This window comes from Roseomonas elaeocarpi (genome assembly GCF_042433915.1).
GTDB classification, from domain to species: domain Bacteria; phylum Pseudomonadota; class Alphaproteobacteria; order Acetobacterales; family Acetobacteraceae; genus Roseomonas; species Roseomonas elaeocarpi.
In genome coordinates, this window is record NZ_JBHLUN010000006.1 from 317,556 (window position 1) to 332,007 (window position 14,452).

Consider the following 14,452-nt stretch of genomic DNA (forward strand, 5'->3'; position numbering starts at 1 on the left):
GCGGAAAACCGCGGTCACACACAGGGAGAACGTCGCCATGCCACTCCGCCCGCATTCGGGGGCACCGCTGGCTCGATCGGCGATGGCTTACGTCCTGGCCGGTGGGCGAGGCAGCCGCCTGATGGAGTTGACGGACCGGCGCGCCAAGCCGGCGGTGTTCTTCGGTGCCAAGTCGCGCATCATCGACTTCGCGCTCAGCAACGCCATCAACTCCGGCATCCGCCGCATCGGCGTGGCCACGCAGTACAAGGCGCACTCGCTGATCCGCCACCTCCAGCGCGGCTGGAACTTCATGCGCCCCGAGCGCAACGAAACCTTCGACATCCTTCCCGCCAGCCAGCGCATCTCGGAGCATTCCTGGTACGCCGGCACGGCGGACGCGGTGTACCAGAACCTCGACATCATCGAGAGCTACGGCCCCCGCTTCATGGTGATCCTGGCGGGCGACCACATCTACAAGATGGACTACGAGAAGATGCTGCGCCAGCACGTCGAGAGCGGCGCCGAGGTGACGGTGGGCTGCATCGAGGTGCCGCTCGAGGAGGCCTCGGCCTTCGGGGTGATGCATATCGACGAGAGCGACCGCATCCTGTCCTTCCTGGAAAAGCCCAAGGACCCGCCGGCCATGCCCGGCAACCCGGACGTGGCGCTGGCCAGCATGGGCATCTACGTCTTCGACACGGTGTTCCTGGCCAAGGAACTGCGCCGCGACGCGGCGGACGAGGCGTCGGAGCACGATTTCGGCAAGGACATCATCCCGCGCATCGTGGAGCGCGGCACCGCGGTGGCGCACCGCTTCGCGCAGTCCTGCGTCCGCACCGCCGGCGAGGCCGAGGCCTACTGGCGCGACGTCGGCACGGTGGATGCCTATTGGCAGGCCAATATCGACCTGACCGACGTGGTGCCGGCGCTCGACCTTTACGACCGCGACTGGCCGATCTGGACCTATAGCGAGCTGACGCCGCCGGCGAAGTTCGTCCATGACGACGACGGCAGGCGCGGGCAGGCCATGGACTCCATGGTGTCGGGCGGCTGCATCGTGTCGGGCTCGCTGGTGCGGCGATCGGTGCTGTTCACCAACGTGCGGGTGCATTCCTTCTGCACGGTGGAGAACGCGGTGCTGCTGCCGGGCGTGGATGTCGCGCGTGACGTTCGCCTCAGCAACGTGGTGGTGGACAGCGGCGTGCACCTGCCGCAAGGACTGGTGGTGGGCGAGGATCCGGTGCTCGACGCCAAACGCTTCCGTCGCACCGCGCGCGGCGTCACCCTGATCACCCAGCCGATGATCGAGCGTTTGGAGCTGTAAGCTTTGCGTCCTGTTCTGGCCGTCGCCTCCGAGGTCTATCCGCTGATCAAGACCGGGGGGCTGGCGGACGTGGCCGGCGCCCTGCCGGCGGCGCTGGCGGCCGAGGGCTGGGACACGCGCACGCTGCTGCCGGGCTACCCGGCGGTGCTGCGCAAGCTGCAGGACACCGCGACCGAGGTGGTGTGGGAAACGCCTGACCTCTTCGGCGGGCCGGCGAGGCTGCTGGCGGCCGAGATGGCCGGGCTGCGGCTGCTGGTGATCGAGGCGCCGCACCTCTACGACCGCGCCGGGGGCCCCTATGCCGGGCCGGACGGGGACTGGGGCGACAACGCCCAGCGCTTCGCGGCACTGGCCCGGGTGGCGGAGCGGATCGGGCGCGGCGCGCTGCCGAACTGGGCGCCCGAGGTCGTGCACGGCCACGACTGGCAGGCGGGGCTGATGCCGGCCTACCTCCACTACGGCGAAGGCCGCCGCCCCGGCACGGTGATGACGATCCACAACCTCGCCTTCCAGGGTCAGTTCCCGCCCTCGCTGCTGAGCGAACTGGAACTGCCGCCGCAGGCCTGGTCGGTGGAGGGGGTGGAATATTACGGCTCGCTCGGCTTCCTGAAGGCGGGGCTGCAGCTGGCGGACCGGGTGACCACCGTGTCGCCCTCCTACGCCGCCGAGATCTGCACGCCCGAGGGCGGCATGGGGATGGACGGGCTGCTGCGCCGGCGCGGCGCGGCGCTGGAAGGCATCCTCAACGGCATCGACACCGCGGTGTGGAACCCGGCCAATGATCCGCATCTGCCGGTGCCGTTCGACGCCGACCGCATCGGCGCGCGGGGCGAGAACAAGGTGGCGCTGCAGTCGCGCCTGGGGCTGCGGCCGCAGAACGGCGCGCCGGTGGTGGGCATCGTCAGCCGCCTGACCTGGCAGAAGGGCATGGACCTCGTGCTGGAAGCGCTGCCGCGCTTCGTGGCGCACGGGATGCAGCTGGCGGTGCTCGGTGCCGGCGACCGCGGGCTGGAGGAGGGGTTTCAGGCGGCCGCACGGCAGTTCCCGGGGCAGGTCGGGTTATTCCTGGGCTACGACGAAGGTCTGGCGCATCTCGTGCAGGGCGGCTCCGACGCGCTGATCGTGCCGTCGCGCTTCGAGCCCTGCGGCCTGACGCAGCTCTGCGCCCAGCGCTACGGCGCGGTGCCGATCGTGTCGCGCGTGGGCGGCCTCGCGGATACGGTGGTGGATGCCAACGAGATCGCGCTGAGCAGCAGCGCCGCCACGGGCGTGGTCTTCGCCCCCACCACGCGCGCGGCTCTGGAAGCGGCGATCGACCGCCTGGCGCGCCTGTGGGACGACCGGCAGGCCTGGGCGCAAACGCAGCGTAACGGCATGACCGCCTCGCTCGGCTGGGAACGCCCGGCGCGCCGCTACGCCGCGCTGTATCGGGCCATCGCGGCTTAGTTCCGGCCGGCGTCGCGCGGGGAGGAGGGAGAAGGAATTCTCCCTCCTCCCCGGACCCCTCCACCCTCATCTTTTTTCGGGACGCTGCCGCGGGAGGGTGGTTGCCGTCGTGCGCTCCGGCTCACGGAGCCGGAGCGAGGGACGGTTCAGCCAGGGCTGATAACAAGCTTGATTTTTTTGAGCCGCGAGGTGCCGCCCTTGCGCCGCATCCTCCCGCGTGGCGCCCATCGCCACCGCCCCGCGGCAGCGTTTCAGAAAAAGATGAGTGGGGGCTTGGGGGAGAGAATACTTTCTCTCCCCCAAAACGCGGTGCCGACTCTCAGCGCGGCGCGACGTTCCAGATTTCCTCGGCGTATTCGCGGATCGTGCGATCCGAGGAGAACCAGGCGACGTTGGCGGTGTTGAGCACCGCCGAGCGCCACCAGCGGTCGGGCTGGTGCCAGCGGGCCGAGACTTCTTCCTGCTTGCGGCAGTAGCTGTCGAAGTCGGCGGTCACCAGGAAGTTGTCGTGGTTGAGCAGCCGGTCCACGAGGCCGCGGTAGCGTCCGGGCTCTTCCGGCGAGAAGACGCCGTTCGCCACGGCGTCGAGCACCTGGCTCAGTGCCGGCGAGGCCGCCACCACCGCGCGCGGGTCCCAGCCGTCGCGCTTCTGCGACGCGACCTCGGCCGCGGTCAGGCCGAAGATGAAGATGTTCTCGTCGCCCACGCGCTCGCGGATCTCGACGTTGGCGCCGTCCAGCGTGCCGATGGTCAGCGCGCCGTTGAGCGCCAGCTTCATGTTGCCGGTGCCCGAGGCCTCGAGGCCGGCGGTGGAGATCTGCTCCGACAGGTCGGCCGCGGGCATGATGACCTCGGCCAGCGACACGTTGTAGTTGGGCAGGAACGCCACCTTCAGCTGCCCGCGCAGCGAGGGGTCGTTGTTCACCACCCGCGCCACGTCATGCGCGAGGCGGATGATCAGCTTGGCCTCGTGGTAGCTGGCCGCGGCCTTGCCGGCGAAGATCTTGACGCGCGGCGCCCAGTCGCGGGTCGGCTGGGCGCGCATGTCGTTGTAGAGCGCCACCGTCTGCAGGATGTTGAGCAGCTGGCGCTTGTATTCGTGGATGCGCTTGACCTGCACGTCGAACATCGCGGCCGGGTTGACCGCGAGGCCGAGGCGGTCGGCGATCACGTGGGACAGGCGCTCCTTGGCGGTGCGGCGCTGGGCGGCGAAGCGGTCGCGGAAGCCCGCGTCGTCGGCGAAGCGCACGAGGCCCTGCAGCAGCTCCGGATCGCTCTGCACGCCCTCGCCCAGCGTGTCCACCAGCAGCGAGGTCAGCGCCGGGTTGGCGCGCAGCAGCCAGCGGCGGAAGGTGATGCCGTTGGTCTTGTTGACGATGCGGTTCGGGCAAACGCGGTTGAGGTCGGCGAAGACGGTGTCGCGCATCAGCCCGGTGTGCAGCGCCGACACGCCGTTGACGTGGTGCGAGCCGACGAAGGCCAGGTGACCCATGCGCACGCGGCGGCCGTTGCCCTCGTCGATCAGCGACACCGAGCGCAGCAGCGCGTCGTCGCCGCCCATCTGCCGCACTGCGTCGAGATGCGCCGCGTTGATCAGGTAGATGATCTGCATGTTGCGCGGCAGCAGGCGCTCCATCAGCGGCACCGCCCAGCTTTCCAGCGCCTCGGGCATCAGCGTGTGGTTGGTGTAGGAGAAGCAGCCGCGGGTGATGCGCCAGGCCTCATCCCACTCCAGCCCGTGACGGTCGATCAGCAGGCGCATCAGCTCCGACACCGCGATCGCGGGATGGGTGTCGTTGAGCTGGACGGCCACCTTCTCGGGCAGGTTGGCGACGCCGTCGTACTGGCTGAGGTGGCGGCGCAGGATGTCCTGCAGCGAGGCGGAGGCGAAGAAGTATTCCTGCCGCAGCCGCAGCTCCTGGCCAGCCGCCGTCTCGTCGCCGGGGTAGAGCACGCGCGAGATGGCCTCGGCCTTCATGCGGTCGGCCTGGGCACCCAGGTGGTCGCCGTGGTTGAAGGCGTCGAGACGCAGCGGGTCGCTGGCGCGCGCGGACCACAGGCGCAGCGTGTTGACGCGGTGGCCCTGCCAGCCGACGGCGGGCGTGTCGTAGGCGATGGCGCGCACCGTTTCGCCCGGGCGCCAGACCAGCGCGCCGTTTTCCGCCACGACGTGGCCGCCGAAGCCCACGTGGTACACGAGGTTGGCGCGCTCGAACTCCCAGGGGTTGCCGAGCTGGAGCCAGTCCTCGGGCAGCTCGTGCTGGGTACCGTCGGTGATGACCTGGCGGAACAGCCCGTTCTCGTAGCGGATGCCGTAGCCGTAGGCGGGCACGCCGATGCTGGCCATGCTTTCCATGAAGCAGGCCGCCAGCCTTCCCAGGCCGCCATTGCCCAGCGCGGCGTCGGGTTCTTCTTCCAGGATCTCGCCCAGGTCCACGCCGAGTGCGGCCAGCGCGTCGCGCGCCGTGTCCCGCAGCCCCATGTTGCCGAGCGAGTCGGCGAGCAGGCGGCCCACCAGGAATTCGAGCGACATGTAGCAGACGGACTTGTCGCCGCGCTGCTGGGTTTCGGCGTTGGCGGCGCGCCAGCGGTCCACCACCCGGTCGCGCACCGCGAGTGCGAGCGCCACGAACCAGTCGCGCGGGCTGGCGCGCTTGGGGGTGCCGCCGACGTCGTAGATCAGCCGGTCGAGGATCTGCTGCCGCAGGGCTTCCACGGCAGGGTCACTGTGGGGAGCGGAGCCGTGCGCCTCCGGCGATGTCGCGCCGCCCGGATGAAGCTCCGCCCCGGCGGTGTCTGCGGCCATCGGGCCGGCGGTCGCTGCGTCGGTGGTCATGGCTGGGACATTCCTCGTGGTCAGTCGGCGAACCAATCCTCGCGGCCGATGATGGCGGCTTTGCGAAGCGAACGGAACGGTCACCCGGCGCGCCGGCAATTGCAACCTATGGTAGTGAATTAAGGATGAACTTCGTTGCGAGGCCGGCTTTCGCCGGCGGCCGGGCGGGACGGCAGCTCAGTTCGCGGGGGCGTCGGGATAGCGGATGGCGGTGACCTCGACCGTGCTCGGGCCGGCAGGCGTGCGGACCGTTGCCTCGTCGCCCACGCGCTTGCCGAGCAGGGCCAGCGCCATGGGCGAGCCCACGCTGATCTTGCCGGCCGCCATGTCGGCCTCGTCCACGCCGACGACCGTGACGGTGACTTCCTCGTCGCGCTCGTTCAGGCAGGTGACGGTGGCGCCGAAGAAGACCTGGTCGCGGCGTGCCTGCCGGGCGGGGTCCACCACCTCCGCCGCGTCGAGGCGCTGCGTCAGGTAGCGCAGGCGGCGGTCGATCTCGCGCAGGCGGCGCTTGCCTTCCTTGTAGTCGGCGTTCTCGCTGCGGTCGCCGTTGCCGGCAGCCCAGCTCACGATCTCCACCACGCGGTGACGCTCGGCCCGGAAGGCTTCGCGCTCGGCGCGCAGGGCGGCGTGGCCGGCGGGGGTCATGTAGAAGCGGCCCTGCGGCAGGCGGGGCGTGCGGGCCTCGTCGTCATCGGTCATGGATGGGTCTCGCGCTCGGTGGCGGGCTTCTTCGCCGCTCCGGCCGCGCGGCGCAACGCGGGGGCGGCGCAACGCGGGGCAGGCGGTGGCGGGGCGGCGCCGGCGGGGTGCCCCGGGGCGCCGGGGGTGTGCCACGGGGGTCGCCAGGGTGCGACAGTCAGGTCCAGTACAGGATGCGCGCGCCGGGCAGGTGCCGGGCCACGCCGTCTTCCAGCGCCTCGCGCATCTGCACCATCACCGGCTTCGGGTAGACCCACTTGGTGGAGCCGAACTTGGTGGTCTTCCGCACCCGCTGCGCTTCGTCCATTTCCAGCTTCGTGCCGGGGTACCAGCCCTGCAGCACCTCCCTGGAGCCGGGCGTGAAGCGGTGGGTGATCAGTTCCACCGTCAGGTCTGGGTCGGGCACGCCCTGCAGCGCCGCGGCGGCGTCGCGCAGGAGGGCGTCGTATTCCGCCCGCCAGTCCGGCAGCGGCATGATCGGCGCCACGGTCAGCCCGACACGGTAGCCGGCCAGCGCCACGGCGCGCAGCGCGGCGAGGCGGGCGGGCATGCGGGGCGCGCCGCCCTCGAAGCGCTCGGCCGCGCGGGCGTTGACCGAGAAGCGGATGCGGGTCCGCCGCCCGTGCGGCAAGGTCAGCAGCGGCGCCACGGCGTCGAACTTGGTGGTGAAGCGCAGCTGCGCCGGGGCGCCGCCGAAGGCTTCCGTCCGGCCGAAGAAGCGGATGGCCTCGGCCAGGGCGCCGGTGAGGTGCTCGATTCCCAGCGGGTCGGTGTAGCAGGAGGCCTCGAAGGTCGTGCCTTCCGCCGCGCGGGCCGGGTCGCGCGAGGTCACGCTGCCCTGGCCGATCAGCGGCGGCAGCTCCGCCAGGATCTCGGGCAGGTTGGCGTAGGTGCGGATGATCGGCGGCCCGGCGAGTGAACCCGCGAGGTAGCAGTACTGGCAATGCGCCGGGCAGCCCTCGGCCAGGTCGAAGCGCCAGTCGGCCGAGGGCGGGATGGGCTGCGGTCGCCGCCGCGAGGGCGAGGCCACCACCACGGCCATGGTGGTCTTGGCGTCGCGGTAGCTGTCGGGCAGGCCGGTCAGGCGGTCGGCCTTCAGCCGCACGATCTCCGCGCCCAGCGCCGCCGCACGCTCCACGACCGCGGCGCCGTGCGCCCAGCCCAGCGCCGAGGGCGTGACCAGCACGCGGCGCGGCACCCACGGCGCCCAGGGGCGCGGGGCGGCGGCACCGGAGGCTGGGGCATCGTCCGCGGCGGCACCGGCCGCAGGCGCAGCGGGTGCCGGGCCGATGGTTGCCGACCCGCGGGCTGCCGTCCCATTGGCAGCCCCGCCGCTGGTCGTGCCGCCGCTGGTCGCGCCGCCGCTGGTCGCGCCAACGGCTGAGGGCGCGCCGGGCGCCTGGGCAGTCAGCAGGTCGAGAAGATCATTCACCACCCCCATGTCGGTCGGCGCGGGCGGGATGCCAGCGGGCGACGCGATCACGAGGTCGGGCTCAGCCACGGCTTTCCCGGCCCGCCCCGGTCCATTCCGCCCGGGAAGCCGGTCGTCGCGGCATCGTCCGCGGCGCGCAACATCGTGTGCAGGCGGCTTTCCTGGGGATTTTCGGAGGAATCCCCGGGGGGGTTCCCAGCACGGATCGCGCCGCTATCTCTGCGGCAACACACCGCAGGAGCACCATGGAACTCTCGCAGCACACCACGGCCCGGACCGGGTCCAGGCAGGAACCGGGTCCGGGGCCGGAAGGGGCCGAGTTCCCCATCCAGGACTACGCCGCGCTGGGCGACGGCCGCTCGGTGGCGCTGGTGGCGCCCGACGGGGCCATCGCCTGGTGGTGCGTGCCGGCCATGGATTGCCCGCCGCTGTTCGACCGGCTGCTGAGCCCGGAGGCGGGCGGCTTCTTCCAGGTCCGGCCAGAGGGCGAGTTCACGCTGACGCGACGCTACCGCGCCGACAGCAACGTGCTGGAAACGGTGTTCCACGCCGAGGGCGGCGAGGTGCGGATGACCGAGGCGCTGAACAGCAGCTTCGCCGGGCGCCTCCCGTGGTCGGAGCTGGCGCGGCGGATCGAGGGCGTCTCGGGCCGCGTGCGGATGCTGGTGCGGGTGGTGTTCGGCACGCGCGGCGACACGGCCTCGCCCTGGCTGCAGCCCAATCCCAACGGCTGCATCTTCCACGTCGGCCCGGTGCTGGGGATGGTCCGCTACACCGACAACCTCCGCATCACCGAGGAGGAGGACCGCACCATCTCGGCCGAGGTCGTGCTGGGTGAGGGCGAGCGCGCCACGGTGGCGATCCTGGCCGGGCAGGACGAGCCGCTGGGCGTCCCGCCGATCGAGGAGATCGACGCGCGCATCGACACCAGCGACGAGGCCTGGCGCGCCTGGGCGGACGGGCTGCACTTCGACGGGCCGCACCGCGAGGCGGTGCGCCGTTCCGCGCTGGTGCTGAAGCTGCTGCTGTACTCGCCGAGCGGCGCCATCGCCGCGGCCGCGACCACGTCGCTGCCGGAGCGGGTCGGCGGCGGCAAGAACTACGACTACCGCTTCGCCTGGATCCGCGACGCGGCCTATGCCGTGAACGCCTTCCTGCGCGTCGGCGCCATGCCGGAAAGCAAGGCCGCCTTCACCTGGCTGATGCACCGCATGGCGGAGCGGGGGCCGAGCGTCCTCTACACCCTGTCGGGGCAGGACGCGCCCGACGTGTGCGAGCTGGACCTGCCGGGCTATCGCGGCTCCCGCCCCGTGGTGGTGGGCAACGTCGCCACCCGGCAGCACCAGCACGGCATCTACGGCGACATCTTCGAAACGGCGGCGTTGTTCGTGGGCCTGGGCAACGTGCTGGACCAGCGCAGCGCCAAGGTGCTCTCGGAACTGGCGGACGAGTGCGCCGACCGCTGGCGCCAGAAGGATGCCGGCATCTGGGAGCTGGAGAAGCCGCAGCACTACACCATGTCCAAGATCAGCGCCTGGCAGGCGCTGGCCCGCGCGGTGGAACTGGCCGAGCACGACCACCTGCCCTCCACCTGCGTGCCGCGCTGGCGGCGCGAGCGCGACCGCATCGAGCAGTGGGTGAACGAGAACTGCTGGAGCGAGGCGCGGCAGGCCTACACCTTCTTCGCCGGCACCGATCGCCTCGACGCCTCGCTGGCGCTGGCGGTGCGCTTCGGCTTCGACGGCAAGGCGCGGCTCTCCTCCACGCTGGACGCGATCCGCAGCGAGCTGGGGCGCGGCCCCTTCCTGTATCGCTATTCCGGCGCGCAGGAGGAGGAAGGCGCCTTCCTGGCCTGCACCTTCTGGCTGGTGGAGGCCCTGGCCACCCTGAACCGGCAGAAGGAGGCGGAAGCGCTGTTCACCGACGCGCTGGGCGCCCTGCGCGGCGAGGTCGGCATCCTGAGCGAAATGGTGGACCCGGTGAGCGGCGACTACCTCGGCAACACGCCGCAGGGGCTGAGCCACCTGGCACTGGTGCACGCCGCCTGCACCTTGCGCGGTGACCGGGAACGGCCGCTGCGCAAGAAGGGGTAAGGGCACCCGGCCGATCCGGGCGCGGCGGGGCTAGGCCGCGCGCGGGCTGGCCAGCATCCGCATGGCCGGGCTCGGGCGCAGGGTGATGCGCATCAGCAGTTCCGGCCGCTCGTTCCCGGCGGGGGCGAGGCGGAAGGCCGGCAGCAGCGTGGCCAGGATGGCCACGGCCTCCAGCGTGGCGAAGGCGGCGCCGATGCAGATCCGCGGCCCCGCGCCGAAGGGCAGGAAGCTGTAGCGGTGGCGCGCCTTCACCGCCTCCGGCGCGAAGCGGTCGGGGTCGAAGCGGTCCGGCTCCTCCCACAGGCTCCGGTGGCGGTGCACCGAGTAGACCGGGATATAGACCGGCGTGCCGGCCCGCACCGCGAGGCCGCCGAGTTGGACGTCGCGCCGCGCGCTGCGGGCCACGATGGGGGCGGGCGGGTAAAGGCGCAGCGCTTCCTGGAACACCTGCCGGGTGTAGTGCAGCTTCGGCACGTGCCCGGGCTCGAGGGGGGCGCCGCCGGTGACCGCGGCGATTTCGCCCAGCACGCGCGCCTCGGCCTCGGGATGGGTGGCGAGGAGGTAGAGGCTCCAGCACAGCGCCAGCGCCGTGGTCTCGTGGCCGGCGGTGACGAAGGTCAGCAGGTTGTCGGCGATCGCGCGGTCGTCCATTGCCTCGCCGCTCTCGGGGTCGGCGGCGCGCAGCAGCAGGGAGATCAGGTCGTCGCGCTCCGCCGCGCCGCGCCGCGCGGCCACCAGGCGCAGCAACTCCCCCCGCAGGTAGTGCCGGGCCCGGTCCGCACGACCGCGGCCGGGATGCGGGGTGCCCAGCGGGGCGCGCAGCATCGCCAGCGCGATCGCCCAGGAGGTGGCGCCGAGATAGTCGGTGATGCTGCGCTCCACCCGGTCCACGTCGATGTCGTTGTGGCCCGACAGCATGGTTTCCACGATGATATCGAAGGTGGTGCGCATCATCTCGTGCCCGAGGTCGAGCGGCTGCTCATTGGGCTGGGCCGCCCAGCGCGCGCGGGTGCGCCCGGCCGCGGCGATCATGGCGGGCAGGAAGCCCAGGAGGCGGTCGTGCCGGAAGATCGGCGCGGCGGCGCGCCGCTGCCGGCGCCAGTGCTCGTCCTCGGCGGTGAGGAGGCCCTCGCCCAGCGCGGGCTTGAGGGCGCGCTGCATCGCCTCGGCCTTGTGGAAGCTTTCGGCCTCGGCGTTGAGGACCTGCCCCACGAGGTCGGGCGCCATGACGAAGACGCGGCCGCGGCCGAGAAAGGGCTGGAGCAGGATGGGTTCGCGCAGCGTGGCGGCCGGGATGGCCTCCATGGGATTGCGCAGGATCGCCCGCAGCAGCGCCAGCGGAGGGAGCGGCGCCGCCGACAGCCTGGCCATGGGAGCGAGGGGTTGGTTCACGGGCGGGTCCGGGGGCGGTGGGACGAGTGCATATCGGCCCGCCGCGCGGATGGTTCCAGGCCGGGGCGGAAACCCCGGCGAGGCGGCGCGGCGTCCGGCGCGGGCCAGGCGGGTCGTCGGCGCGCGGCGCCGTTCATGCCCCGCCCGCGTGACCCGGCCCACACCCGGATCACGCGGCCCGGCGGGTGCTAGTTCTTCGGCACCTTTTCCTGCCCCTTGCCGGGATTGGAGGTGTTCACCAGCTCCGGCGAGCTCTGCGCCCGCAGCGTTTCCAGCTGCGCCTCGGTGTCGATGCGCCGCTCTCGCGCGAAGGGTTCCAGCACCTGCCGCTCACCGGTCTCGAGGGCGCGCACGATGCCCTCCAGCACCCGCACGTCGGCGTAGCCTTCCTCGCCATCGGGCTCGGGGTCGCGGTCGTTCAGGATGCAGTCGGAGAAGTACTTCAGCTCCCCGCCGAAATGGTCGGTGTTCTTGAAGCTCTCGGTCGACTTGGTCTGGCCGATGGTGATGCTCTGTTCCAGCGGCTTGCCGTACATGTAGCCGGGGTTCATCTGCACGCTGCCCTTGGTGCCGACCACCGTGTAGCTGTCGAGCGTGTTGCCGTAGTAGCTGAGCACGAACTGCGCCAGGCGGTTGCCGGGGAAGCGCAGCGTCACCGCCACGGTGTCGTCGAAGGCGCCCAGACCCGCATCGGGATGGCGCGTGCCGACGGCCGAGACGACCTCGGTCGGTTCCGCCCCGAAGACGTAGCGCGCGGCGTTCACCGGGTAGGGGCCCATGTCGAAGATCGGGCCCGCTTCCACGCCGTTCTTCGCGCGGTGGTTCTGCGGGTCCACCATCTGGATGAAGGTGGAGGTGAAGGTCGTCACCTCGCCCAGTTCGCCGCCACGGATCTTCTCGATCAGGTTCAGCGTCGCGGGCTCGAAGTGCAGGCGGTAGGCGATCATCAGCTTCGCCTTCGAACCCTTCTGCGCCTCCAGGATCTCGCGGCACTTGGCGGTGGAGATCTCCATCGGCTTCTCGAGCAGCACGTGGATGCCGGCCTTGAGCGCGCGCACCGCGAACTCGGCGTGGCGCCAGTTCGGCGTGGCCAGGTAGATCGCGTCCACCGTGCCGGAGCGGAGCATCTCGTCGAACTGCTCGTAGCTGTAGTGGCGATCCACGCCGTACTGCTTGCCGACGCCCTGCGCCTTTTCCGGGTCACTGGTGACGAGCGCCGTGATCTCGGAATTCCCGGTATGGGACACGCCGGGCAGCATCGCTTCCTGCGCGATGTCGCCCAGCGCCACGAAGCCGTAGCGGACCTTCCGGCCGGAGGTGATGCCGAGGGTGGAGAGGATGCTCATGCCGCAGGTCTTTCCTGAACCACCGGGCGGCGCGCCCATGGGGTGCGACCGCTGGAGTGGGGGTGGGGGATCACCGCAACAACGCGCCAGTCGCCGCGGCGCTGCATCGGTGTGGCGGAGAAGGGGCCCGGGAGGGCGCGCGCTCCATTGCCAAGCCGGATCGCTGGCGGAACACTCGCCGCGAGGCGCCGGGCGCGCCGGTGCGTGATGAACGGAGAATGCCAGTGCGATCCCCCTCGAGCCTCCTCGGCGCCACCTTCGCGGTCACCGCCGCGCTGCTGGGGGCCGCCGCGGCCCAGGGTGTCCAGGGTGGAACGCCGGCCCCGGCGGGCGCCTCGGTGCTCACGATCGCGCTGGCCGGCGATCCCGGGCTGCTCGACCCGGCGCAGAGCGGCAACTACGTGGACCGCAACGTCTTCGCCTCCCTCTGCGACAAGCTGATCGACACCGATGCCGAGATGAACCTGGTGCCGCAGCTCGCGACCTCCTGGGAATGGTCGGAAGACCGCCTGGCGCTGACGATCCACCTGCGCGACGGCGTGCAGTTCCAGGATGGCACGCGCCTGGATGCCGAGGCGGTGCGCCGCAACCTCGAACGGTCCCGCACCATGCCCAAGAGCCTGCGCCGGGCGGAGCTGGCGCCGATCACGGCGGTCGAGGTGGTGGACCCGCTGACGGTGCGGGTGCGGCTTTCGGCGCCCTACGCGCCGCTGCTGGCGGTGCTGGCGGACCGCTCGGGCATGATGCTCTCGCCCAAGGCCATCGAGGAGCAGGGCGAGGCCATGGCGCAGCGCCCGGTCTGCGCCGGGCCTTACACGCTGACGGAGCGTGTGGCGCAGGATCGCATCGTGGTGGACCGCTTCCCCGGCTACTGGAACGCCGCCGCCGTGACGATCGGGCGCATCGTGTACCGCCCGATCCCCGACACCACCGTGCGGCTGCTGAACCTCCAGTCCGGGCAGCTGCAGATCGCGGACCAGCTGGCGCCCAACGACGTGGCCGCGGTGCAGGCGAATCCGCGCCTGCGCGTGGCCAGGCACGTGGCGGCCGCCTACCGGATCATGCAGTTCAACACCGCGCACGGGCCGCGTGCCGACACGCCGCTCGGGCGCGATCCGCGGGTGCGGAGGGCGCTGGACCTCGCGATCGACCGGGCAGCGATCAACCAGGTGGTGTTCGACGGGCTCTTCGTGCCGAGCAACCAGACCGAGGCGCCCGGCAGCCGCTACTGGAACCCGGCGCTGCCGGTGAAGGGTGCCGACCTGGCGGCCGCCAAGGCGCTGCTGCGCGAGGCCGGGGTGGACCGGGTGCGCTTCACGTTGTCGCTGAGCACGAGCCCGATCGACGCGCAGATCGGCGAGGTGATCCAGGCCATGGGGCGCGAGGCCGGCTTCGACATCACGCTGCAGCAGATCGAAAGCAATGCCGGCAACCAGCAGAACCTCGCGGGCGAATTCGATGCGGCGCTGCTGACCTGGAGCGGCCGGGCGGACCCGGATGCCAATGCCTCGATCTGGCTGAACTGCGCCGGGCCGTTCAACTTCGGGCGCTACTGCAATCCGCGCATGGAGTCGCTGCTGTCCGAGGCGCGTGCCCTGTCGGAGCCGGATGCGCGCGCGGCGCTGTACCGGCAGGTGGCGGAACTCGCCCGCACCGACATGCCGCAGATCACCCTGTACCACTACACCTGGCTGTGGGGGATGAGCGACCGGGTGGACGGCTTCGTGCCCAACATCGACGGGCTGATCCGGCCGCAGGGGCTGCGCCTGCGGCCCTGAGGGAGAAAACCTGCCGGGGGAAGAACCTGCTCGGGAAGAACCCAGGCGGGGAGGACCGGTCGGGAAGGGCTAGCCAGGCGGTTTCCGGGGCGCGCGGAGGGTGCGCGCGCCCCGGGCCCGT

The 14,452-nt window shown here is 71.5% G+C and carries 9 protein-coding genes; 4 read left to right on the top strand and 5 right to left on the bottom strand.

The window, feature by feature from the left end; all coding sequences use genetic code 11:
* Window positions 1–37 precede the first annotated feature (37 nt).
* Both glgC and glgA read left to right on the top strand, forming a co-directional pair.
* Window positions 38–1,306, top strand: a complete 1,269-nt coding sequence (gene glgC, locus ACFFGY_RS10000) for a glucose-1-phosphate adenylyltransferase (protein WP_377044334.1) — start codon at window positions 38–40, stop codon at window positions 1,304–1,306.
* Between the two features lie 3 nt (window positions 1,307–1,309).
* On the top strand, window positions 1,310–2,752 hold the full coding sequence (gene glgA / locus ACFFGY_RS10005) for a glycogen synthase GlgA (protein WP_377044335.1): 1,443 nt from the start codon (window positions 1,310–1,312) through the stop codon (window positions 2,750–2,752).
* Between the two features lie 319 nt (window positions 2,753–3,071).
* On the opposite strand, the gene ACFFGY_RS10010 is transcribed toward glgA, so the two are convergent.
* The 3 genes from ACFFGY_RS10010 to ACFFGY_RS10020 all read right to left on the bottom strand — a co-directional run bounded on the left by ACFFGY_RS10010 (window position 3,072) and on the right by ACFFGY_RS10020 (window position 7,791).
* Complete coding sequence (locus ACFFGY_RS10010; RefSeq protein WP_377044336.1) at window positions 3,072–5,588, bottom strand: glycogen/starch/alpha-glucan phosphorylase; 2,517 nt, start codon at window positions 5,586–5,588, stop codon at window positions 3,072–3,074.
* A 177-nt stretch (window positions 5,589–5,765) separates the two neighbouring features.
* Window positions 5,766–6,290, bottom strand: a complete 525-nt coding sequence (greB, locus tag ACFFGY_RS10015) for a transcription elongation factor GreB (protein WP_377044337.1) — start codon at window positions 6,288–6,290, stop codon at window positions 5,766–5,768.
* A gap of 157 nt (window positions 6,291–6,447) precedes the next feature.
* Entirely contained in the window at window positions 6,448–7,791 is a 1,344-nt protein-coding gene (locus ACFFGY_RS10020) for an SPL family radical SAM protein (RefSeq protein ID WP_377044338.1), read from the bottom strand.
* Between the two features lie 176 nt (window positions 7,792–7,967).
* On the opposite strand from ACFFGY_RS10020, the gene ACFFGY_RS10025 reads away from it, so the two are divergent.
* On the top strand, window positions 7,968–9,815 hold the full coding sequence (locus ACFFGY_RS10025; protein WP_377044339.1) for a glycoside hydrolase family 15 protein: 1,848 nt from the start codon (window positions 7,968–7,970) through the stop codon (window positions 9,813–9,815).
* Between the two features lie 30 nt (window positions 9,816–9,845).
* Here the strand turns inward: ACFFGY_RS10025 and ACFFGY_RS10030 are convergent, their stop codons facing one another.
* Together ACFFGY_RS10030 and ACFFGY_RS10035 are read right to left on the bottom strand one after the other, a co-directional pair.
* Window positions 9,846–11,207 (bottom strand): cytochrome P450, encoded by a 1,362-nt coding sequence (locus tag ACFFGY_RS10030; RefSeq protein WP_377044340.1) that lies wholly within the window; start codon window positions 11,205–11,207, stop codon window positions 9,846–9,848.
* A gap of 188 nt (window positions 11,208–11,395) precedes the next feature.
* Window positions 11,396–12,553 (bottom strand): Gfo/Idh/MocA family protein, encoded by a 1,158-nt coding sequence (locus ACFFGY_RS10035; protein ID WP_377044341.1) that lies wholly within the window; start codon window positions 12,551–12,553, stop codon window positions 11,396–11,398.
* A gap of 218 nt (window positions 12,554–12,771) precedes the next feature.
* On the opposite strand from ACFFGY_RS10035, the gene ACFFGY_RS10040 reads away from it, so the two are divergent.
* Window positions 12,772–14,331: an ABC transporter substrate-binding protein gene (locus tag ACFFGY_RS10040; protein WP_377044342.1), complete on the top strand. Its 1,560-nt coding sequence runs from the start codon at window positions 12,772–12,774 to the stop codon at window positions 14,329–14,331.
* Window positions 14,332–14,452 lie beyond the last annotated feature (121 nt).

Bases quoted from the DNA above. Each gene is read 5' to 3' on its own strand.
- glgC (WP_377044334.1), top strand. From the start codon at position 38: ATGCCACTCCGCCCGCATTCGGGGGCACCGCTGGCTCGATCGGCGATG.
- ACFFGY_RS10010 (WP_377044336.1), bottom strand. From the start codon at position 5,588: ATGACCACCGACGCAGCGACCGCCGGCCCGATGGCCGCAGACACCGCC.
- ACFFGY_RS10025 (WP_377044339.1), top strand. From the start codon at position 7,968: ATGGAACTCTCGCAGCACACCACGGCCCGGACCGGGTCCAGGCAGGAA.
- ACFFGY_RS10040 (WP_377044342.1), top strand. From the start codon at position 12,772: ATGCCAGTGCGATCCCCCTCGAGCCTCCTCGGCGCCACCTTCGCGGTC.
- greB (WP_377044337.1), bottom strand. From the start codon at position 6,290: ATGACCGATGACGACGAGGCCCGCACGCCCCGCCTGCCGCAGGGCCGC.
- ACFFGY_RS10035 (WP_377044341.1), bottom strand. From the start codon at position 12,553: ATGAGCATCCTCTCCACCCTCGGCATCACCTCCGGCCGGAAGGTCCGC.